This window comes from Dendronalium sp. ChiSLP03b (assembly GCF_034531165.2).
Lineage (GTDB): Bacteria > Cyanobacteriota > Cyanobacteriia > Cyanobacteriales > Nostocaceae > Dendronalium > Dendronalium minutum.
Genome location: NZ_JAVRBR020000103.1, coordinates 21,802 through 43,805 on the forward strand (window position 1 = coordinate 21,802; position 22,004 = coordinate 43,805).

General features: G+C 42.8%; 17 protein-coding genes. 12 read left to right on the forward strand and 5 right to left on the reverse strand.

The genetic code is table 11. The annotated features are described in order from the left end of the window. The first annotated feature begins 50 nt into the window (after window positions 1-50). The 5 genes from RMY31_RS24045 (at window position 51) to RMY31_RS24065 (ending at window position 5,975) form a co-directional block, all read left to right on the forward strand. Window positions 51-2,357 carry an ATP-binding protein gene (locus tag RMY31_RS24045; RefSeq protein WP_322663591.1) on the forward strand — a complete coding sequence of 769 codons (2,307 nt, stop codon included), beginning with the start codon at window positions 51-53 and terminating at the stop codon, window positions 2,355-2,357. Further along, window positions 2,302-2,748, forward strand: a complete 447-nt coding sequence (locus RMY31_RS24050) for a response regulator (protein ID WP_322663593.1) — start codon at window positions 2,302-2,304, stop codon at window positions 2,746-2,748. Before RMY31_RS24045 ends, RMY31_RS24050 begins: the two co-directional genes overlap by 56 nt. A 194-nt stretch (window positions 2,749-2,942) precedes the next feature. After that, the gene (locus RMY31_RS24055) at window positions 2,943-4,103 is read left to right on the forward strand and encodes a hybrid sensor histidine kinase/response regulator (RefSeq protein ID WP_322663595.1); all 1,161 of its coding nucleotides are present in this window, start codon (window positions 2,943-2,945) and stop codon (window positions 4,101-4,103) included. 440 nt (window positions 4,104-4,543) lie between these two features. After that, window positions 4,544-5,158 (forward strand): helix-turn-helix domain-containing protein, encoded by a 615-nt coding sequence (locus tag RMY31_RS24060; protein ID WP_322663597.1) that lies wholly within the window; start codon window positions 4,544-4,546, stop codon window positions 5,156-5,158. A gap of 61 nt (window positions 5,159-5,219) precedes the next feature. Beyond that, window positions 5,220-5,975, forward strand: coding sequence for a peptidylprolyl isomerase (locus RMY31_RS24065; protein ID WP_322663599.1), 756 nt, complete (start codon window positions 5,220-5,222; stop codon window positions 5,973-5,975). A 43-nt stretch (window positions 5,976-6,018) separates the two neighbouring features. Here the strand turns inward: RMY31_RS24065 and trmB are convergent, their stop codons facing one another. Continuing rightward, entirely contained in the window at window positions 6,019-6,666 is a 648-nt protein-coding gene (gene trmB / locus RMY31_RS24070) for a tRNA (guanosine(46)-N7)-methyltransferase TrmB (protein WP_322663601.1), read from the reverse strand. A gap of 420 nt (window positions 6,667-7,086) precedes the next feature. Here trmB and RMY31_RS24075 point away from each other — a divergent pair, with 420 nt between their 5' ends. After that, window positions 7,087-8,238: a metallophosphoesterase gene (locus tag RMY31_RS24075; protein ID WP_322663603.1), complete on the forward strand. Its 1,152-nt coding sequence runs from the start codon at window positions 7,087-7,089 to the stop codon at window positions 8,236-8,238. 1 nt (window position 8,239) lies between these two features. Here RMY31_RS24075 and RMY31_RS24080 read toward each other — a convergent pair whose 3' ends face one another. Then, window positions 8,240-9,460, reverse strand: a complete 1,221-nt coding sequence (locus RMY31_RS24080; protein ID WP_322663605.1) for an FIST N-terminal domain-containing protein — start codon at window positions 9,458-9,460, stop codon at window positions 8,240-8,242. Between the two features lie 385 nt (window positions 9,461-9,845). On the opposite strand from RMY31_RS24080, the gene RMY31_RS24085 reads away from it, so the two are divergent. The 6 genes from RMY31_RS24085 (at window position 9,846) to RMY31_RS24110 (ending at window position 15,561) form a co-directional block, all read left to right on the forward strand. Beyond that, the gene (locus RMY31_RS24085) at window positions 9,846-10,067 is read left to right on the forward strand and encodes a Calvin cycle protein CP12 (protein WP_322663607.1); all 222 of its coding nucleotides are present in this window, start codon (window positions 9,846-9,848) and stop codon (window positions 10,065-10,067) included. A gap of 700 nt (window positions 10,068-10,767) precedes the next feature. Then, window positions 10,768-11,346: a DUF3177 family protein gene (locus RMY31_RS24090; RefSeq protein ID WP_322663609.1), complete on the forward strand. Its 579-nt coding sequence runs from the start codon at window positions 10,768-10,770 to the stop codon at window positions 11,344-11,346. 8 nt (window positions 11,347-11,354) lie between these two features. Further along, window positions 11,355-11,654, forward strand: coding sequence for a hypothetical protein (locus tag RMY31_RS24095; RefSeq protein WP_322663611.1), 300 nt, complete (start codon window positions 11,355-11,357; stop codon window positions 11,652-11,654). 239 nt (window positions 11,655-11,893) lie between these two features. Beyond that, on the forward strand, window positions 11,894-13,009 hold the full coding sequence (cbiD, locus tag RMY31_RS24100) for a cobalt-precorrin-5B (C(1))-methyltransferase CbiD (protein ID WP_322663613.1): 1,116 nt from the start codon (window positions 11,894-11,896) through the stop codon (window positions 13,007-13,009). A 224-nt stretch (window positions 13,010-13,233) separates the two neighbouring features. Further along, window positions 13,234-14,856 carry a glutamine-hydrolyzing GMP synthase gene (gene guaA / locus RMY31_RS24105; protein WP_322663618.1) on the forward strand — a complete coding sequence of 541 codons (1,623 nt, stop codon included), beginning with the start codon at window positions 13,234-13,236 and terminating at the stop codon, window positions 14,854-14,856. A 138-nt stretch (window positions 14,857-14,994) separates the two neighbouring features. Continuing rightward, the gene (locus tag RMY31_RS24110) at window positions 14,995-15,561 is read left to right on the forward strand and encodes a GNAT family protein (RefSeq protein WP_322663620.1); all 567 of its coding nucleotides are present in this window, start codon (window positions 14,995-14,997) and stop codon (window positions 15,559-15,561) included. Between the two features lie 39 nt (window positions 15,562-15,600). On the opposite strand, the gene RMY31_RS24115 is transcribed toward RMY31_RS24110, so the two are convergent. From RMY31_RS24115 to RMY31_RS24125, 3 genes are read right to left on the reverse strand one after another with little or no spacing between them, the layout of a single operon-like run. Then, window positions 15,601-18,696, reverse strand: a complete 3,096-nt coding sequence (locus RMY31_RS24115; protein ID WP_322663622.1) for a PAS domain S-box protein — start codon at window positions 18,694-18,696, stop codon at window positions 15,601-15,603. Between the two features lie 2 nt (window positions 18,697-18,698). Next, on the reverse strand, window positions 18,699-19,154 hold the full coding sequence (locus tag RMY31_RS24120; RefSeq protein WP_322663624.1) for a response regulator: 456 nt from the start codon (window positions 19,152-19,154) through the stop codon (window positions 18,699-18,701). Window positions 19,155-19,158: 4 nt separating this feature from the next. Then, window positions 19,159-21,417: an ATP-binding protein gene (locus tag RMY31_RS24125; RefSeq protein WP_322663626.1), complete on the reverse strand. Its 2,259-nt coding sequence runs from the start codon at window positions 21,415-21,417 to the stop codon at window positions 19,159-19,161. Window positions 21,418-22,004: the final 587 nt, after the last annotated feature.

Below are 22,004 nucleotides of genomic sequence, written 5' to 3' on the forward strand. Positions count from 1 at the left end.
AAATCTGTATACTCTACTTTTGATGCTCCCAAACAACAGAGGAGGATCTGATGGGAATAGACTTACAATCGCCAGAAATTAATGTCACTAGCTTAAAAGAAGCTCCTATTCATCTTTTTAAGCAAATTCAGCCATATGGGGTGCTTTTAGTCTTAGAAGAGCCTGAACTAAAAATATTACAAATTAGTAATAATACATGGAATGTTTTTGGCATCAATCCCGAAAATATTTTGCAAAAAACATTAGACGACTTACTCGATCCTTTCCAAGTTGAAAATATTAAAGCAGGATTATTTGCAGGAAATCTTGAATTCATCAATCCTACAAAAATTTGGGTGAGAAAAAAAGGTGATGACTACGCAGTATTTGATGCAGTTTTTCACCGAAATTCCGAAGGAATTTTGATTCTAGAGTTAGAACCAGCTTTTTCCAGAGAAAATATCCCATTTTTAAGCTTTTATCATCTAGCTAAAGCTTCCATTAACCAGCTAGAAAAAACATCAAATCTGCGTGATTTTTGTCAGATAATTGTTCAGGAAGTCCGAAAAGTCACGGGTTTCGATCGGGTAATGCTATATAAATTTGATGATGACGGGCATGGTTCTGTTGTCGCTGAAGAAAAACTAGAAAGTATGGAACCTTATCTAGGACTGCACTACCCTGAATCAGATATTCCCAAACCAGCAAGAAAATTATTTGCTTCCAACTTGATTAGATTAATCCCGGATTCTTATGCTGAACCCGTACAAATAGTACCTGCCATTAATCCGGTTAGCGATCGCCCGGTTGATTTAACTAACTCAATTCTCAGAAGTGCCGCTTCTTGTCACATGGAATATCTACACAATATGGGTGTAGGTGCTTCGTTGACTATCTCTTTGATTAAAGACCAAAAACTCTGGGGACTAATTGCTTGTCATCATCAGGAACCTAAACATGTTTCCTACGAATTGCGGAAAGCGTGCGAATTTTTGGGACGAGTGATATTTGCGGAAATCTCCGCCAGAGAAGAAACAGAAGATTACGACTATCGCATGAGTTTGACGCATATTCAATCACTTTTGATTGAATACATGTCCCAAGAAGAAAACTTTATTGATGGTTTAGTTAAACACCAGCCGAATCTCCTCAATTTAACTAGCGCTCAAGGAGCCGCTGTCTGTTTTGGCGACCATTGCACGGTAATTGGCGAGACTCCCAAAGAAGAAGACTTGAATTTTTTAGTCCAATGGCTGAAGAATAACGTCGATGAAGAAGTTTTCTACACAGATTCTCTGCCACAAATTTATCCAGATGCAGAAAGGTTTAAAAACGTTGCCAGCGGTTTATTAGCTATTCCCATTTCTCGGCGGAATTTTGTTTTGTGGTTTCGACCGGAAGTAATTCAAACTGTAAATTGGGGTGGCGATCCTAACAATGCGTTTGAAGTCAGCCAGTCCGAGGGTAATGTACGGCTGTGTCCGCGTAAATCATTTGAACTGTGGAAAGAAACCGTTCGCCTCACATCTTTACCGTGGCGATCTGTGGAAGTAAAAGCAGCGCTAGAATTGCGGAAAGCGATTGTTAATATCGTTCTGCGACAAGCTGATGAACTGGCCCAGTTAGCTCAAGATTTAGAACGTTCCAACGCCGAACTGAAAAAGTTTGCTTATGTTGCTTCCCATGACTTGCAAGAACCGCTTAATCAAGTAGCGAATTACGTGCAACTGCTGGAGATGCGCTATCACGCAGAACTGGATGAAGATGCCAAAGAGTTTATCACTTACGCTGTAGAAGGAGTCAGCCTGATGCAGACGCTGATTGATGACGTGCTGGTATACTCCAAGGTAGATACGCAAGCGATCGCCTTTCAACTAACTGAGGTAGAAACAGCTTTAGACCGTGCCCTCAGCAATTTGCGACAACGCATTTTGGAAACTGGAGGTACTATCACACACGACTCCTTGCCAACTGTCATGGCTGGTAGCACGCAACTAATGCAGCTATTTCAGAACCTGATTGCCAACGCTATCAAGTTCCGCAGCGACCAAGCACCACAAATTCATGTGGGAGCAGAAAGGCTAGAGGATGAGTGGTTGTTCTCGGTGCGGGATAATGGTATTGGCATTGACCCACAGTTTAGCGATCGCATTTTCGTCATCTTTCAACGCTTGCACACGCGAGATGAATATCCAGGCACAGGTATGGGTCTGGCTATCTGTAAGAAAATCATTGAGTGCCATCGGGGGCGGATTTGGGTAGAGTCACAACTAGGAGAGGGCGCAACCTTCTACTTTACGATCCCAGTGGGAGGACGTGAGCGTGAGCGTAGAAACGGAAGAAAAACACAAAACAATCTTTTTGGTCGAGGACAATAAAGCCGATATTCGCCTGATCCAAGAAGCATTGAAAAATAGTGTAGTGCCGCACGAGGTAGTGACGGTTAGGGATGGCGTGGACGCTATGGCTTTTTTACGTCAAGAGGGCGAGTATGCTGATGCACCCCGCCCTGACCTGATCCTGCTCGATTTGAACTTGCCTAGAAAGGACGGTCGAGAGGTACTGGCAGAAATTAAAGCCGACCCTTTACTGAAACGTATTCCAGTAGTAGTACTGACAACCTCCAGAAATGAGGATGACATATTTTACAGCTATGACCTGCATGTGAACTGCTACATCACTAAATCTCGCAACCTCAGCCAGCTTTTCCAAATCGTCAAAGGAATTGAAGATTTCTGGCTGTCTATCGTCACCCTGCCATCGCAATAAGAGGATAGGGGGATAAGGAGCGGAGGAGATAGGGGGAAATCAGAGGATGGGGGAATAGGGAGCAGAGGAAATAGGGAGACACAGAGTGATATAAATGCAAACTCTTTCCTCTCTGCTCCTCCGCCCCTCTGCCCCTCCGCCCCTCCGCCCCTCCGCCCCTCTGCTCCTCTGCCTCCTCACTCAGCACTCAAATTATGGTTGCAAGCTCAGTAAAAATCTTGTTAATTGAGGATAACTCAGCAGAAGCTAGGCTGTTGCAAGAGTTGCTGAAGCAAGCACAGTCTAAGGAGTTTAGTCTGGTTCATGTGAAGCGATTGCAGGCAGCCCTGCAAGAACTTAATCAAGACACTTATGATGTAATTCTGTTGGATCTCACTCTACCTGACAGCCAAGGGTTATCATCTTTGCCACGTTTGATTAATCATGCTCCCAGCCTCCCGATAGTTGTACTCACCAATACCAATGACGAAGAACTGGCAATTGAGGCAGTACGACAGGGGGCGCAAGATTATTTACTCAAGCGACAGGTAAATGTAGATGTGTTGGTTCGCTCTGTGAATTATGCGATCGAACGCAAGCAGGTTTTGGAAACATTACGCACAGTTAATGAGACATTACAAATCAGAGTAGAGGAACGAACTGCTGAACTGGTGAAAGCAAAAGAACTTAACCAGTTCAAATCTGAATTTGTCTCAATGCTCTCACATGATATCCGTAATCCCCTCAATACTATTCTCTTAGCTGCTGGATTGTTGCAAAACAATGATGAACAATTGTCCAAAGAGAAAAAACATAATCATTTACAGATGATTCGCTCAGCAATCAAAAACGTGGCACAACTGTTAGATGAGGTGTCATTAATAGGTAAAGCTGATTCAGGTAAACTTCAGTTTCAACTCAGTCCTCTGGATTTAGAAGCATTCTGCCGTCAACTGGTTGAAGAAGCTCAACTGACGCTAAAAGACAAGCATCTAACGCTGATATTCACCAGTTTTGGGGAATTAGGCGAAGCCGTATGGGATGAAAGCCTACTACGCCACATATTGGGTAATTTACTTGGCAATGCTATTAAATATTCGCTACCAAACGGTAAAGTAATATTTGAACTAGTTGGACAGGAAAACACAGTAATTTTCCGGATTCAAGATTGGGGAATAGGTATTCCCGAAAACGACCAAAAGCAACTGTTTCAGCCTTTTCATCGTGCAGAGAATGTTGGTAAAATTCCTGGCACAGGCTTGGGACTAGCAATTGCTAAAAAGTGTGTCGATGCATATGGTGGTGAGATCGCAGTCAATAGTGAAGTTGGAGTTGGTACGACCTTTAGCGTCACCCTCCCTTTAATCAAAATTTAAGTACAGACGCGATTAATGAGCCAACGCGTTGCGGTGAATCAGCGCTGCGGGAGGGTTTCCCTCCGCAGGCGACTGTGAACCCGAAGGGGGGTTCCCACGCCACTTGTTCCACTTGGGGAAACCCCAAGACCACAGTGGCTCCCTGTTGTAGCGACTGGTGTCGCGTCTGTACAAGGGAGTGCTGAGTATAACCTCACAACTGAAATCAGGAAAATTTAATACAGTCATCATTCATCCTTAAAATTTTTCTCTGATTACAAAAAATTAGGTTACAAAAATACTTAATCAGATTTACGGAAATTTCATTTTTCTGCCTGTATTTACAGTCCGATGCAGTTCACTCCAGCGCGATGAATACCGCGTTGGGAGTGGAAATTTTATGCATACAGCTTGCAAAAGAGAACTCATAAATCTTTCATAAGTCCTAATGCAATTTGCTTATGTCGTACTACCAACTGAAAATTGATATTAAAGACTCAACTACAACTGGTGGTAAGTACTTAACACCATTTCAACGCAAAATTCTGCAAAAAAGTTTGGAAAAAAATTTACCCGATTCCTACCGCCAGCGTATTGAAATCATGTTGCTGGCAGATGAGGGCAAATCTCAAACCAAAATTTGTCAAACTTTGGGATGTTGTGCAGCAACGGCAAGACATTGGATACACATAGCCCGTACTGGCATGGCTCACCAATGGCAAGATTGTCCGATTGGTCGTCCTAAAGCAGTAAATGAGGAATATTTAGAGCGGTTGAGAGAACTTATTACCAATAGTCCCCGCGATTATGGTTATGCTTTTCGGCGGTGGACAGCAACCTGGCTTCAGAAACATTTAGCAAAGGAATTTGGAGTTGAGGTGAGCGATCGCCACATCAAGCGACTGCTCAAACAGATGGGCTTATCTACACGACCACAACCCAGCAATGCCATAGAAAACAGCATCGAACAGGCTAAGGATGCGAAAATTTTGATTGCTGACCTCACAGCTACTATTGCTACTATTTCAGATAATTCTGATAATTCCGAATTCTTGCCCCTAAATTTAGCAAAATAATGATTCTCTGATTTTTCTGTTTCAAAAGTTGCAGCAGGTTAGCGAATTGAGGGGCAAAATCATGTTACAAACCATTACTATTAGCAACAAAGATATTCTTCATCACGTCCAGATAAACTGCCAAATTCCTGAAATTATTGAGCAGATTGTGACTCGTAATATCATTATATCTGCTATTGAAGAAGCTGGCATAAAAGTAGAAATAAAGGAACTTCAGAAAGCAGCCGATCGAATACGGTTAGCTAACAAACTTCAAAGTGCTGAAGACACCTGGAAATGGTTAGAAAAGTATTGTCTATCTTTAGCAAATTTTGAAGAAATTGTCAGCAACAGTTTAATATCTGGAAAGTTAGCTGCTCATCTGTTTGCAGATAAAGTTGAATCCTACTTCACAGAACACCAACCAGATTATACGAGTGCAGTAATTTATGAAGTTGTTCTGGACGATCGAGATTTGGCGTTAAAACTTTTCTACGCGATTCAGAAAGGGGAAATGAGTTTTTATGATATCGCTCATAAATATATTCAAGATACAGAGTTACGCCGCACTGGCGGATATCGAGGTATAGTTTGCCGACAGGATTTACGACCAGAGGTTTCTGCGGCTGTTTTTACGGCTAAGCCACCACAGGTTTTGAAACCAGTTATTACCTGTCAAGGGGTACATTTGATTTTGGTTGAGGAAATTTCTCAACCTGAGTTAGATCGGAAGCTGCGTTCTGAAATTATGGCTCATTTGTTTAGTGAATGGATTAAACAACAATGCCAGCAAGTTGAAATCGTTAAAAAAATCGATCTAGATAGCAATACTTTGTAAAATAATTGCAGCCTTAGTGCTAGCTGAACATCCTGCGATCGCCTCAATTCACAACTTGTTGTTTAATAAACAAGGCGCGATAAACAGGTTCACCCTTTTTTTGAGTAGTAATTTCCCGTTCTGTGGGAACTGGTAATGGATTTTCCATCAGCCATTCTTCTGTACCAAGTTTCTCAAAAGCTGGGTGAGCAGCAAAGCGATCGCGCATTTCCACTGCTACAAATTTCATATCTGATTGTAAAAACACCACCCCTCCAACTGCCAGATAATTAGCTAATTCTTCTACTAATTCTGGTTGCACTACACGGCGTTTAGCGTGGCGGGTTTTAAACCAAGGATCGGGGAATTGAATGGTAACGTGCTGTAAAGCCCCACTAGGAAGGGAAGATAACAGCGAGCGCAATGAGTTGTTCGCATTGCAAAATAAGTAGTGCAGATTTGTTAAACCCAACTCAGAACGTAACTTATTCGCCTCTACAACCAGCGGTTCCCGAATCTCTAAACCCAAAAAATTCCAGTTAGGTTCTATCTGAGCCATATTCAACAAAAACTGTCCCCTAGCGCAGCCTATATCTAGATGTAGCTGTTGATTTGGCTGTACATAAACTTTTTTCCAATCAAGGGGACTCGCTGGTGTTTGATACTTTTGAGCAAGTGGATTAACGTGTTGGCGGACTCTGACAGCAGCCAAAGTTGATACTCCTTTAACTGACAAAATAAAATGGCAGGTTGAGATAAATAGCAAAGGCTAACATCAATGTGAAACTGAATTATATAACAATTTTATATTTGCTTGAAACTGAATTCTTAGTTTAAATATAAAATTAACTGAAATTTGTTAGTTATTAAGCCAATATAGAAAAGTGTTTTAAAATAATTATTAATAACATTAATTTTAGCTTTGATTATAAAATTTAAAATATACTATCCTAGTTTTTGCATATCAATGGTTGCAAATTTTGGTCAAGTGTCACTGTGTGATGCGATCGGTAGACGCGAAATGTATATAAATGTTAAGTTTACGCGCTCCTACGCAGCTTGACAAAGCAAGGTTATACTTTGTGGAAAAGAGCTTTTTTAACCCCTATTTTTAAAATTCTCCAACAAATCAATGTCCCTAAATTTTCGCTTTGCCGTAGTCAGCGATTTACATATCGCGCTTCCCCACACAATCTGGGATCATCCGAGTCGTTTTCATTTGGTGGAAGTTAGTATCCCAGCCTTTGAAAGTGCAATCGAACATTTAGCACAACTCGATTTAGATTTTCTCTTACTTCCAGGAGATTTAACCCAACATGGTGAACCAGAAAACCATATCTGGGTGCAAAAACGTTTAGCAAAGCTACCTTTTCCAGTTTATGTTGTTCCTGGTAATCATGATGTTCCTGTGCTGATGGCAGATAAGCAATCAATTGCTTTTGCTGATTTCCCAAACTATTACCGCCAGTTTGGCTATGACGATCCCAAGCAGCTTTACTATACTCAACAGTTGCTACCTGGAGTTAGATTGATAGGTCTGAATTCTAACTTTTTTAACGAGCAGGGTCAGCAGGTAGGGCGTTTAGATAGCAGACAGCTAAGGTGGTTAGAAGAAGTTTTAGCAGCAGCATCTGATGAATTAGTACTAGTAATGGTGCATCACAATGTTGTTGAGCATATACCCCAGCAATCGCGTCATCCCATTGGCAATCGCTATATGTTGGAAAATGCGCCCCAACTTTTGCAGATGCTACAGCGCTATGGAGTAAAACTAGTATTTACAGGGCATTTGCACGTTCAAGATGTTGCCTGTTCGCAAGGAGTATACGATATCACCACTGGTTCTTTAGTCAGTTATCCTCATCCCTATCGCGTTTTAGAGTTTCAGCGGGATAACTACGGCAGGGAATGGTTGCAAATCTTATCTCATCGCGTGGAATCGGTACCAGATTTCCCTAATTTACAAGAGTTATCAAGGCAGTGGATGGGCGATCGCTCTTTCCCCTTTTTAGTCAAGCTACTAACTCAGCATCCATTAAACTTACCATTGGCACAGGCAGAAGAACTAGCCCCTAGTTTGCGCGATTTTTGGGCAACCATTGCCGATGGAGATGCGCTATTAGACTATCCCCACTTTCCCCAAAAAGTGCGGCGTTATATTCAGACTTATGGAGCGATCGCAACTGGTGGAACTCCCACCTTGATTGATAACAATAGCACCCTGCTGCTAACAATGAGTCAGGAGTCAGAATTCAGGAGTCAGAAGGTAATTCATAACTCCTAACTCAGCATTCAGCACTCATTTGGCGGCAAATGCCAAATACTGATGTGTAACCGTGAATGAATGTATTACCACCGACAGGGCCAATTTCTCCTCCACAGAAAAAACCACCGATGGGGATATCTTGGATGTAGCGCCTAAATAGCTCAGAATCAAAATTGGGTTTTCCGTAAAGTCCCTCACCACGACCCACACAGGAAAACATTAAGGCTGCAACGGCAGAGGATTCAGATAATTGTTGATTTTGATACTGCTCTAGGAGTAATTCTAGGTCTTCTGCGGATGCTTGGGCATCGCGCAGGTGGAATTGCAGGCGTTGACCGGGACGGACAAGATCGCCAATGGCGATCGCTCCCCCTGCGGGGTCTACTCCCAGGATACTGCGAATTAAAAAATCTCCCTGCTGCAAAGACAGCTTGAATTCATCCATGGCCATTCCCACAAACAGAGAATGCTGTGCTAGCATCCGCTCTTTTTCAGTGAGGCTGGCAATCAAATCTCGCAATACCACCAACGGTACTTGCTCATCGAGTTCTAGGATGATATTACGTTCGGCTTTAGTGACTTGCATTGGCTCGCCAATTGGTCGGCATCCTTGCGCCACAATTGTCTCTAGCACAATATTGCCACTTAAAGCCAAGCCAACCGTTCCTTCGCGATACAAGCGATCGTTACAAAATAGAGCAGTACGCCCACCCAAACCCCCAGCACTGGCCTGACCGCCCACGATCGCCGATCCAGGATAAGCAAAATCTAGCCCTTGCAATAGATTGTTGATTCCCGAAGAGAAGGCACTAGACAGCAAAATGAACTGGGGTGCTGGTGATGGCGATACACCAATCAGATCGATCCAAGTATCTGGCGAACTATCCAAGTCCGGTAATCCTTCGCCAAGAACATGAAAAGTTTGTAGGTTTACTCCTGGTAGGTGCGCCAAAGTTAGGCTAAGGGCTGCTTCTGCTTCTAATTCTTGGGTGTGTCCTTTAGCTGTAGTACCAATCACACCGCCACCACTACACCCTATAATTACCGACACAGAAAGCTTTTCAGCCAGCAAGGGTAAAAGCCGGGAATACTCACTTGCAAAAGCAGACGAAATGAATACCAGTCCTAGATCCGGAGGTGCTGTTAACGATGAGACAGCCCTTTCTACCACATCTGCTATTGCTGCTTCCAAAGAAGGGCGGGTTGACAGGGCATTTGCCCACTGCATTTGGTCTGCCATGAGTTTTAGGCTTCTTTCTTTTTTGGGCTAGTAGTTTTCGATTTTTTATCCTGGGAAGAATCGCATCTTCACAGTAGATTTATGCCAGCCTTTTCTATCTTCCCTCAGTGCCTGCTCTATCTCAGGCAGTTAGGATTGCCATTTTCTACTACATGCACTAAATATAATGTATTGTTACGCCTTTGCAGTACTGACCTATAAAATCTTAAAAGATCCACAGGAATACAGGATAGATGCAGTTACTTGCTGTAATAGTTATCGATCGTTAGGTCACAACATCAATTGAAACAGCTAATTAGGTAGAATGATCATTGATAGAACAAAAAACAGCCATTTTTGAACCTTTTCTATACTGGTATTAACACCACACAACGAGACTAAAGGTATGAGCGACATCCAAGAACAAATTCAAGCAGAAGTTGAACAAGCTCGCGCTGTCTGTGATATATCAGGTAGCAACTCCGCTGAGTGTGCCGCCGCTTGGGATGCAGTTGAAGAACTGCAAGCTGAAGCCTCCCACCAGCGCCAAAGTAAGCCAAAAAATTCTCTGGAAAAGTACTGTGATGAGAACCCCGAAGCAGTTGAGTGCAAGGTTTTCGATGAGTAAGAATTGATTTGAGCAATTTTCTTTTTGTCTGAACAAGCAAGCAACCAGAATCCGATCGCTAAATATCTTGTACCTTTACCAAACTCCCGTATCAAACCTCAATCCATCCTCTTTTTTTATTTTTTCTCCTACCGACAGGAGTTAAGTAACAAAGTTATGGTTGAGACGAGTTTAGGAGTTCTTCTTTGACGTTTATTTTTTTCAAAAAGAACTCTTAGCTCTAAAAAACTTGAGGTTTGTCTATGCGTACTAGCTCATACCTTCGGGTAGATTCCGCAACTCTCCCGGAGGCTGCTTTAGGTTTGTACAAAATGTTTAAGTAGAGGATCTGTAAGTTGCTTGTTTTTTTGTCAACTAGAGATGGTCAACTCCAAGATGAAGTGTTAAATATAGGTGGGACTGGGGAGCCAGTTGTGTGCGGTGAGGCAGTCCGGTCTTGGGGTCTCCCCAAGTAGAGGAACCGCCGTTAGCGCAGCGAAGCGCGAGTCCTCTCCCAAGGGGAGCCACTGCGGTCTTGGGGTTTCCCCAAGTTAAGCAAGTGGCGTGAGACGCTAAGAGCGAACGAGCGTCACCCAGAGGGAGGTTCCCTGCGTTGAGCGAACTGGCGTGACTGGGGAAGAATCCTTTTAATCTCTACTTCCTACAATCTCTAATTCTCGATCCCCGATCCCTTTGTATTATTTATCATCTGACAAACACTATGGAAGTTTGGTTTCGTCCTTACGTTTGGACTGATTATTGGCTTGCAGTATTATTCACGGTGGTGATTCCTTTAATTCTGCTAATTTGGGCGTTTGTGCAAAAAGCAGAAGGCATACAACGGCTGTTAATGATTTACTGGCGAGTAGCTAGTCTCCTACTCATCACAATCTACTTGATGATTGCTAGATATCCAATTAGCTTTATCTCTGGGTTAATGGCACTTGTCTTGATTCCTATTTCTCTATGGTTTTGGGTAGATCTCAACGATGAAATCGAGTATCAGCCAAGTGGTTCTTTAAAATTGATTTTTAATTCTTGGCGCTGGGCTGCGACAGTTTACTGTATTTTAAGCGCGATCGCTTTTGTACCTTTTTTAGGTTGTGCTTTGTCAGAAATTGCCATCAAAACCCCCTATTGTACGGTCTGGTTTGAGGCCCCCTTGTTATTTAAAGAAATGTTCCATCTCAAAGACTTGGGCTTTATTAGCATATTTGCTTTAACGATTTATGTGCTTTACTTAAGCTACTTTGTTTTAGTTAAGCTGGGTAAGCAAGGACGTTCAGCTACACCCCAGTAACCAAGTTAATGACTAACTCCATTGGCAAACGGCTGGAACAATACACCACCAAACGCCCACAAGAAGTTTTACTTGTAACGGTGGAAATAGCCGACGAACAAGATAAAATTGCTATTTTTAAAGGCTTTTCTAGTTCTTTAATGCGTCCAACTGCATTTGATCCCGATGTGCCAGTTATACCAGATGGGGCAACAATTATCAGTATTGACCGCATAGGAAGTCCATACAATCCTGAAGCACCTCGTTATATTCAAAGAGAACTCTCTTGGGAACAGATGCAAGCTTTGCTATCAGAAGTGGGAGTTTAACTAAATTTTGTTGCAAGTTACATGACCATCAGTCAGAGAGATATCAAGCTTCTTTGGGGTAGAGCTGCGAGCAGATGTGCTTTTCCAAGTTGCAGACTTCAATTAACTCAGGACAGGGAAACCACTTCAAGTAGTATTCTAATTGGTGAGCAGGCACATATTGTTGCGAAAGAATTAAATGGGCCTCGCGGTAATAGCCTTCTTACACCGGATGAAAGAGACTCTTTTGAATTAACCAAATGTCCCGTTCTGGATATACACTGCCGGTATTTGCCTGTGCTTCAGCTGTTGCAGCTTTACATTGGTTGCGCGATCGCCAACCTTTAAAAGTTGTGTCAGTGGATCTGATTGAACCAGCACAAATAGTAAAAATACCAATCGAACAGGTAGCGGGACTATCTGAAAATATGGCTTTGGCAATTACCCACAGTGACCCAGGTGATAATCTCGACCTGACTAGGAATACACCAATTTGGGCAATGGTGGAATGGCGAGAAGAGGGTGAAGAGGCTGTAATTATTCAAGGAGGGGAAGGAATTGGCAGACAACTTAATGCTGATGACAAGCCTGCTATTTATGCTTATGCTCAAAGGCTCCTAAAAGAAAACTTGCATCGGATGCTAGCACTAGGAGAAAAAATTACTGTAACAATTATCCTACCGGAAGGGCGATCGCTTGCTGTTCGCACCTCTAATGCTGCATTTGGTGTTGTTGAAGGACTTTCTCTTCTGGGGACAACGGGCATTTCTCAACCTTTAAGTACACCCGATCAGCTTGACGCTTTTCGCAGCGAATTGCAGCAGAAAGCTAGCCGTTTTGAGAGTTTGGTATTCTGTATTGGCGAGAACGGCTTAGATTTAGCGCCAAAACTCGGTATTAATCCCGATAGACTAGTAAAAACTGCTAACTGGCTGGGGCCAATGTTAGTGGAAGCGGATGTTTTAGGTGTTAAAGAAATCTTATTGTTTGGCTATCATGGCAAGCTGTTGAAACTGGCTGGAGGAATTTTTCACACTCATCACCACCTTGCTGATGGTCGGCGAGAAATTCTAGCAGCGCACTGTGCTTTAGCCGATTTAAAGTTAGCAGATATACAAGTAGTGTTTAACAGTGCTACCGCTGAAGCGGCACTAAAATACCTACGATCGCTCGACGCTTCAGCGGGTAGTAATTGGGTTGAACGAGTTTATAGCGCGATCGCTCAGGCTATTGATACTCGTTCCCAAGAATACATTCAAAGCCACAGTAGTAGGGGTGCAGCAGCAACAGTTTGTGGCTCGATTCTCTTTGACCGCGATCGCAAAATTATTGTGAAGAGCAAAACTGGCTGCATCTTAATGGGAAAATTATGTTAATTTATTATAAATAATCATAAATAATCCAAATAAATATCTTTTCAGTAGCCACTCTAAGATAAGTTATTCTTTCTAATACCATGCCATATGCTTGATCTTAGCAAACGCATTCTACCTGGCGTTTGTCGGGGATTTATCTACCATTTACCAGCCTGACCAGGCAGAGAAGTGGTATTTAGTTAGACCACAGAGCGAGTATCTACCTTACATTTACACCCCCCATCATGAATACAGCGGTGACTCTACTAACCGAACAAGCGCCTCAAACTGTTGAACCTTTGGGGCGACTGGATCGGCAAATGATTGTGATTCTGGACTTTGGTTCTCAGTATTCCGAATTAATTGCCCGCCGCATCCGGGAGACTCAAGTATACTCCGAAGTTCTTTCTTATCGCACTACATCTGAACAATTGCGGCAGCTAAATCCCAAGGGGATCATTCTCTCTGGTGGGCCGAGTTCAGTTTATGGTGATAGCGCTCCCCATTGTGACCCAGAAATTTGGAATTTAGGAATTCCCATCTTGGGTGTCTGTTATGGTATGCAACTGATGGTCAGCCAACTCGGTGGAGAAGTAGCAAGAGCCGATCGCGGTGAGTACGGCAAGGCATCAATATATATAGATGACCCAACAGACTTGCTGACTAACGTCGAAGATGGCACCACGATGTGGATGAGTCATGGCGACTCAGTTACTCAAATGCCGCCAGGATTTGAATTATTGGCCCATACAGAAAATACTCCTTGTGCTGCCATTGCTGACCATGAAAGGAAACTTTACGGCGTGCAGTTCCATCCAGAAGTGGTGCATTCCATTGGCGGTTTAGCATTAATCCGCAACTTTGTTTACCATATTTGCGATTGCGAACCCACCTGGACAACAGCGGCTTTTGTAGAAGAATCCATTCGCGAAATTCGTGCCAGAGTTGGTGAAAAACGGGTGTTGTTGGCGCTATCAGGGGGAGTCGATTCTTCGACTTTGGCCTTCTTGCTGCACAAAGCCATCGGGGATCAGCTGACCTGTGTGTTTATCGACCAAGGCTTTATGCGAAAGTATGAGCCAGAACGGCTAGTGAAGTTATTCCAAGAGCAGTTTCATATTCCGGTAGAGTATGTGAATGCCCGCGATCGCTTCTTAGCTACAATTGCTGGTGTCACAGATCCCGAAGAAAAACGCCGTCGCATCGGACACGAATTTATTCGCGTATTTGAAGAAACATCTAAACGCCTCGGTCACTTTGACTATCTCGCTCAAGGTACTCTGTATCCAGATGTGATCGAATCTGCTGATACCAACGTTGACCCCCAAACTGGCGAACGGGTAGCGGTGAAAATCAAGAGCCATCATAACGTTGGTGGGTTGCCCAAAGACTTACGGTTTAAATTGGTGGAACCCTTGCGGAAACTTTTTAAAGATGAAGTCCGTAAAGTTGGACGTTCCATTGGTTTGCCAGAAGAAATTGTCCAACGTCAACCTTTCCCCGGCCCTGGTTTGGCAATTCGTATCTTGGGCGAAGTTACTGCTGAGAGGTTGAATATTCTGCGCGATGCCGATTTAATTGTCCGGCAAGAAATTAACCAACGCGGTTTGTATCACGATTTCTGGCAAGCCTTTGCTGTATTGCTACCAATTCGGAGTGTTGGTGTAATGGGCGACCAACGTACCTACGCTTTCCCCATCGTCTTGCGAATTGTCAAGAGCGAAGATGGGATGACTGCTGATTGGGCACGAGTACCTTACGATGTTCTAGAAGTAATTTCTAACCGAATTGTCAATGAGGTAAAAGGCGTTAACCGTGTGGTTTATGACATTACTTCCAAGCCGCCTGGAACCATCGAGTGGGAGTAGAGATGCGATTATACTCTGACGAGAAGCCGCTCTTACGAGCGTCTACGCGTCTGTACAGGAGTTATGAGTTGACTCAAAGCTCATAATTTCCTTCTCTGTCTCCTCTGGGGTTTAAATTTATCTACCTCATTCAGCAATGTGCAAAACCTGAGTACTGCTTTCAATAATTTTCCGCAACTGACAACTGAAAATTTAATTTTGCGGGAAACCACACTAGCTGATGCGCCAGCAGTTTTTCAAATTTTTGCAGATGATAAAGTAACTAAGTATCATGACTTAGAAACCGCCACTAGTTTAGAACAAATTCAGTTGCTAATTGAACGCCGTATGGAGCGGTTTAAAAATCAACAAGGTATTCGTTGGGGAATAGCTAGGAAAGAAGACAATGTAATTATTGGTTCCTGTGGCTATGGTATTAAAAACCGCTTTCAGGCAGAAATTGGCTACGAACTGGCTAGGGGATATTGGAGAAAAGGCTTGATGACAGAAGCCTTAAAAGCTATTATTAACTGGGGTTTTCATCAGTTAGATTTAAATCGAATTGAAGCATTTGTCATGCTAGAAAATACTGCCTCTATTAAGTTGTTAGAAAATTTGAAATTTGTAGAGGAAGGACTTTTAAGAGAGTATGGATTTTGGAAAGGACAATTCCACGATTTGAAGATATTTTCTCTATTAAAAAGAGACTATAGTAATCCTGTGTAAGTAAGAAACTGAGCCACCAAGAGTGCCAAGAAAAGATTGCTACAACGGTAACTTGATGATGAAAGTAGATCCTTGTCCTTCACCAGGGCTAGTAGCATGAATAGTACCACCATGAAGTTCCACTAGATGACGAGCGATCGCTAAACCTAGTCCTAAACCAGCTTGTTTGTGAATGCTACGTGCCTGACGATAGCGCTCAAAAACGTAGGGCAAAAACTCAGGGCTGATACCGATACCTGTGTCACTCACCTGTATCAGTGCTGAGTCAGAAGAATTTGGTTCGGGACAGATGCAAAGACGCACATCTACTCTTCCCTGTGATGGGGTGAATTTAATAGCATTCGATAGTAAATTACCTAGAACTTGTAACAAGCGGTTGATATCGCCCGCAATGGGTGGAATTGACTCATCAAGTACAGACTCCAAATGAATACCCTTAGCATTTGCGGATGGATAGGCAGTTTTAATCGCCATTCTCACAATATTAGCTAAATTTACTTGACTGACTTCCAGCTGTAACTTGCCTCGGAGAATGCGGGAGATATTTAGCAAGTCTTCTAGGAGTGATGCCTGAGATTTAGCATTGCGTTCTATGGTTTCCAAAGCAGTGGCGAAGGTGTCTGCATCTAGTTTCCGAGTCCGCAGTAGTCCTGACCAGCCGATAATGGCATTGAGTGGCGATCGCAGATCGTGAGATACCATGGCCACAAATTCATCTTTAGCTTGGTTAGCTGCCTCTGCTTCCGTACGGGCGGCTTGCTCAAGTTGCAAAAGTCGGTCGCGTTCGGCTTCTAATTGTTTGCGATCGTCAATATCTGTACTTGTGCCAAACCACTTAATAACATGTCCTTGCTCATCCTTCATGGGGACTGCTCGTGCTAGATGCCAGCGATAAGTGCCGTCACGACTTTTATAGCGGATTTCCTGTTCGTAAGGGTTCCCTGTCTGCAAAGCTTCTGTCCATGTCTGTATAAATACTTGGAATTCATCTGGATGTATGACTGGCTCTATGACTTTTCTCCAGTCAAAGTTCATCGCCTGCTCAACCGTTTGCCCGGTAAATTCAGACCATCGTTGATTAACATGCTCGTAGTTTCCATTAGCATCACAAATCCAAACAAGTTGGGGGATAGCATTTGATAAGTAGCGGTAGCGTTCCTCGCTTTGGCGCAGCGCTGCTTCAGCACGTTTGCGTTGGGTGAGATCGAGAACGAAGCAAACGCTATAGCCTTTCTCTTCTTGGCCTTCAATGCAAGCAATGCCCAAAAGAATTGGCACACGAGTACCATCTTTGCGACAATACTCTTTTTCAAAGGGAGTGCAAACTCCAGAGATTTGCAGTTCTTGAATTTTTTGTTGGTCGAGGTCTTGGTATTCTGGTGGTGTCATCCAGTCCCAGCGAATACTTCCTGCTTCTAGTTCCCGACGAGTATAACCAAACAAATCCAGAAAAGCATCGTTAGCTTCATAAATGCGACCATTGAAATCACCGAAATAAATGCCAACTATATTAGATTCCACAATGCGGCGGAACTTAGCTTCGCTTTGACGCAGTGCTACTTCAGCATGTTTGCGATCGCTAATATCTGTCGTACTGCCCACTGCTCGCACTGGTTGCCCACAAGCATCTCGCGTAATCACTCCTTGATCGAGTACATGCAGATATTGGTTATTTTTATGACGTACTCGATATTCAGCAGCATAGTGATTTTGATTGGCAGATATAGTCTGGAAGTATTTACCTAGGCAGTCTCTATCCTCAAAATGGATTTGCTCTTTCCACCATTCATGGGTTGCTTCTGCTTCTTCCTGGGAGTAGCCCAAAATTCGCGTTAGTCCTTCAGTTCTGTCAACCGTATTTTTTTGTATATCCCAGTCATAGATTAAACAATTGACCGCAGCCGCCGCCAGTTGGAAACGCTCGTTGCTTAAGCGTAGCTGCTCTTCTGTATGTTTGCGATCGGTGATATCAAAGCTTGTACCAACAATCTGGTGGGGCGAACCGTCGGAATTCCTAGTGAATACAGTATCCCGACTACAAAACCAGCGCCATTCACCATTGGCATGTCGCATTCGATACTCATTTTCTAGAATGTCGCCATCCCGAGCTGAGTTAATTTGTTGCTGGTACGCAAAGAATCGAGCCAAATCATCAGGATGCATTAATTGTGGCATGAACTCAATGCCCATATCCTGAATTTGTTGGGGTGTATAACCAAGCAGTTTGGTAACCTGATGATTGATATAAATGCTGCGCTGTTCAACTAAGTCGTAAACATACAAAATTCCCGGAGTTGTTTCCGCAATACGTTCGATGAATTGTCGGCTCTCCCGCAACCGTTCTTCGGCCTGCTTTTTTTCAGTCACATCTCGCCAAGAAGCAACAAAGCCATCTCCCATTTTGGTGATACGAATATCAATGGCTCTGCTTAACTGCTGGCTACCACAGGAAGTGCTAGTAAGTGATTCTTTCACCGAAGGCTGACCTGTTTCCACAACTTGGCAGCATTCATCAAACAAGCCATTTTTGCGAATATTAGGGAAAATTTGACACATTCCTTTGCTTCGCTGTTCTTCCTTACTCATCTGGCTAAATTCACAAGCAGCAGCATTCACATAATCAACGCGAAAATCTACGATTTTACTCGTTTCATTACGAATAGCTGAGTAAATGCCGAAACAGTCCAACATATTCTCAACTGAAGTGCGGAAACGCTCCTCACTTTGTTGCAGTTCCTGGCGTAGCCGTACATTTTGAATTGCTGAGTGGATAGTAGAGCGCAAACGTTCAGCAGTCGTCTGTCCTTTAACTAGATAATCTTGGACACCACTTTTCATCGCCTGTACAGCTAAGGCTTCATTGCCATACCCTGTCAACATGATTGCAGCAGGTATTGCTTGCTTTGCCAGAAGTTGTAATTCTGCCAGAAATTCCAGCCCATCCAAGTCTGGTAAGATAAAGTCTAATAAAATACAGTCAGGCTGAAATTGCTTACATAATTCTAACGCTCCTTCTCCTGATTCTTCTTCGAGAATAGTGTAATTGTGTTCTTGGTCTTGCAGCAAATAGCGACGATAAACCTCGCGGTCTTCAAGACAGTCGTCGATGATTAAAACAGTTAGCGGTTGTGCCATGACTAATTGCTAACAGCATCCGGGAGAATTACAAGATCCAACCAATAATTTATAAACCCTTGAATTGTTTGTACCAATCTTTTAATGTCGATTGGTTTCAAAATATAACTAGCAACACAATATCGGTAACATATTTCTATATCTTTAGGGTTAGAAGATGTAGTAAATACAACGACAGGAATAGTTTTGAAGTTCTCATCCTGTTTGATTTGCTCTAAGACTTCTCGCCCATCGGTTCCTGGTAAATTCAGGTCAAGCAAGATAATCGAGGGACGGGGAGCAGTTTCGGCATCGCCATAGGGCCCAGTGTGGTAGAGAAAATCAAGTGCTTCATCACCATCGGTACAGCGAAAGATAGGATTGACAACAGCTTGTCGGTATATGACTCGGCATAAAGCTTCAAAGTCTTCATCGCTGTCTTCAATTACTAGCAAAGTTTGGGTAGGATTACCAATCATGGGTTCAATCTACTCCCGGCAAGGTGAAATAGAAGGTACTACCTTGGCCATAAGTTGACTCCACCCAGATTTTACCTCTATGCCGTTCCACAATTTTTTTGGCGATGGTTAATCCCGCCCCAGTACCACCGCCATATTTACTCGGACTGTGCAGTCGTTTGAAGATCCGGAAAATTGCCTGAAAGTGTTTTTCTCGAATACCAATGCCGTTGTCTCGCACGTAGAATGTAATTGGTGCAGGTGGATTGTCAATATAGCCAATTTCAATCCATTTTTTGGCTTTGTCATTGTATTTAATGGCGTTGGCAATCAAATTATTAAAGACTTCGCCTACCTGGATGCGATCGCAATACACTGCTGGTAGCAATCTGGGAATACGAATTTCTACATCCATCTCCTCAATTCGCGCACTTAACAAATCTAAACTTTGACTTATGACACTATTGAGGTCAGTCTGCTGCATAGAGAGATCCACCCTTCCCAAGCGGGAAAAGTGCAGTAGCGAATCAATTAAATCCTCCATCCGCTGGGTAAGACGAATTAAGGTGAGCAATTTTGCTTTACCTTCTGCGTTGATAGTTTCGCCATAGTCTTCGATCAGGAAATTGGAATAATTATGAATACCGCGCAGTGGTTCTTTCAAATCATGAGAAGCAATATAGGCAAAAGCATCCAATTCATTATTGCTGCGTTCTAGTTCGATATTGATCTGTGCTAGTTCATCTGCCTTCCGCAGCACCACACCAATAATTGCACTTCTCAAGTCCAATGCCGCACTCACTTCACAGGATTTCCAGGGAAGAGACTTCAACAGCACCGTTTCTTTCCATAACTCAAAGGACTTGCGGGGTGATAAGCGGATACTGCCGTTTGCAATTACCTCTACAGGTTTATTCGGGTTACCTCCCCAATTTACAGTTCGTACTACCTCTGGGCGGAACCACAAAACATAGTTTTTCTGAGTTTTAGAGATAGAAATTGCTACCAAACCACTGGCAACATCTCGCAATTTTTCCGCCTCTGGGTAAAATTGTGCTAACGAATCAGTGTAGAAAATCTCCTCATGCTGGTTTTGAGTAATCCATTCCACTAAATTTTGAATATCTTGTTGTTCGGGAGTGTTACCAACAGTAAAATAGTTGCCATTAAAACAAACCACAGCTCCTTGAGCATTCACAAGATGCAGTAGATTTGGATTCTTGTTAATTAACCCATCAATAAAGTTATTTTCTAATGACATGTACTCCATTAATTTTGTATTGACAGATTTCAACTGGATTTTGTATTCAGTATCTTCAATATCCTCTCTAGCACTCATTTCTAAAGATGTCATTTGCGCCAAAAACTCACAATTGCTGCGAATTTCATAGGGAATATATTTAGGTGTTTGATGATGACAGGCAATTAGTCCCCACAGTTTTTGGTTTTTCATAATGGAAATTGACATTGATGCTGCTACGCCCATATTGTGCATATACTCAACGTGTAAAGGTGAGACGCTCCGCAACACCGACCTACTCAAATCTAAAGGCTGGTCATTTAAAGGGTTATTCGTTGGCACAATTGCTATTGGTTGATATTTAGTATCTGGTATTATCCTCAACCAGTTTTGGCTGTAGAGTTTTCTGGCTTGTTGGGGAATATCGGAAGCGGGGTAGTGTAGGCCTAAATAAGAAGTGAGATAGTCTGGCTTTTCTTCAGCAATAATTATACCGTTCCAATTTTCATCAAATCGATAAACCATCACCCGGTCAAAGCCCGAAATTTTTTTCACTTCTTTGGCAAGTATCTGACTGAGTTCTGTTACAGTCGATGCTACCTGTAACTTTAACATTGCCTGTTTCACTAGGTGATAAAATTGAAAAAACGCATTACTTTTTGCTGAGGACAGAGGTTCTAACTCTAAGAGCAAAATTTCATTAGAGCGATGAATAATTCCATCAAAGTGCAAAATTTTATCATTATTTTTGATATAAAAATCGAGGGGATTAACTATTGGTAAATCTTCTTGAGATAAACAATCTTTTAATAAATCGACTTGCTCTGATTCGAGCAAGTTGTTCAAATTTTGATTGATTAATTCTTCGGGATGCAGCCCAAATAAATTGAATGTGTTCTCGCTGACTTGCAGTATAGTTAAATCTACTTCTTTTAACGCTAAAAGGACTCCATGCGGCTGAATCAAGCCAGGAATATGAATTGGCTCTTTGTTGCAGTTACTGAGGTCAACGGGGAAGGGTATAGTAATATCGTTGCTATTCACGTTCGAGTTCCCGTATTACAGTCTTGAAAATGGGTGTAGGGGTGTAAGCAAAAGACATTTGTCTGCCCTGTTTGTGCGCGAACCACCCGTGGAAGCATAGCTTAAAAGTTCTGAGTGTTGAGTGAGGACGGGCGGAAGGTCTCGCACTCGTATTGAGTAAAAATACTAGTTCCCAGTCCCCCTTCGGGTGACGCTCGTTCGCTCTTAGCGTCTCACGCCACTTGCTTAACTTGGGGAAACCCCAAGACCGCAGTGGCTCCCCTTGGGAGAGGACTCGCTACCGCTGACGCTAACGCAGTCGCCTGCGGAGGGAAACCCTACCAAGAGCGCTGTCTCACCAGTCCCTTATTAGGAAACGAATCTTTTTTCCATTTTCCTATCTAAATGCTATGACTTAAAACCTTTGAACAGGGAAGTTTGCTATCTTTCTCCTTACTCCCCTCTTTTGATATCCACTACTTTTTTGGTTAATAGGCTACAGTCCAAGCATAACTATAGTACAGGTATAGTTAATAGCGTTTGTAATAATGACCCTGGACAGCCTGAACGAGTAATTCACAATTCCTTTAAAATTGCTAGATTGTTGC